This is a genomic window from Oleiphilus sp. HI0066, from assembly GCF_001635725.1.
Genome location: NZ_LWFH01000583.1, coordinates 1 through 805, shown reverse-complemented (window position 1 = coordinate 805; position 805 = coordinate 1). Strand labels below are relative to the sequence as shown.

At 43.6% G+C, this 805-nt stretch carries 2 protein-coding genes; both read right to left on the bottom strand.

The window, feature by feature from the left end; translation table 11 throughout:
* On the bottom strand, window positions 1-451 hold a 451-nt coding region (locus tag A3738_RS07745), incomplete at its 3' end, for a hypothetical protein (protein ID WP_197473688.1).
* The coding region (locus A3738_RS30765) for a hypothetical protein (protein ID WP_197473687.1) at window positions 451-805 on the bottom strand (355 nt) is incomplete at its 5' end. The genes A3738_RS30765 and A3738_RS07745, both read right to left, overlap by 1 nt.

Genomic DNA, 805 nt, shown 5'->3' with positions numbered 1-805 from the left:
ATCGCTTGATCGATTCTAGTATGTCACCCGTAAATGTTGTTGCTTTTGCTGTCTGATACAACAACTCATCCATGCGCTGATATGTATCACCAGAATCAACAATCTTTTGATAGGTATCGAGCACGACGTCAGCGTGAACGTAAGGATCTACCGTCAGACCTTTCTCTGATACGCCATAACTCGCGCTCAAATTATTCAAGCGATTCAATGCTTCAATACGTACTTCTGGACTTTGCGCGGTTTCGAAAAGCTTTCGATAGCGTTTCATTACATATTTAACCGAGACATCGGGAATCGGTTTCTTATCGAGCGCTAAAACACGAGGTCGTAAATCACCAATCTTCTCCGCTTTCGCAGACTCGCCAAAATTGACAGTAAAACTCTCATTTGCCAAAAGATAGCTTGAGTTCAGAGAAGCAAGAATTGACACACAAACGATCAGCCAAGGCACTATTGGTACCTCCCATCAAGCAGATTTGTTCGTTTTGTAGTCAGACGGGCGTGAGATTCTAGTATTTGTATAAAACCAAGTTCGGCTTGCTCGTAATGCTTATGCAGTCGCTCATCAAAACGTTCAAAGGCATTGTTCGCGTCATTAGTGAATGCACCATCGATTCTAGAATAAAGTGCTGCAATCTTAACGGTCAGCGCGTCAATTTTTTTCAAGGCTTTATCGATGCTTTGTATATGTTCAGGTATCGCTTTCTTGCGGTCGTTTACTCTTGGGGGCAAGCTCGCCAATCGAGTTTCAAGAGCACTCAGTGTATCTGATGTTCTCGATGTGCTGTTAGGGGGAAGTCGCTGC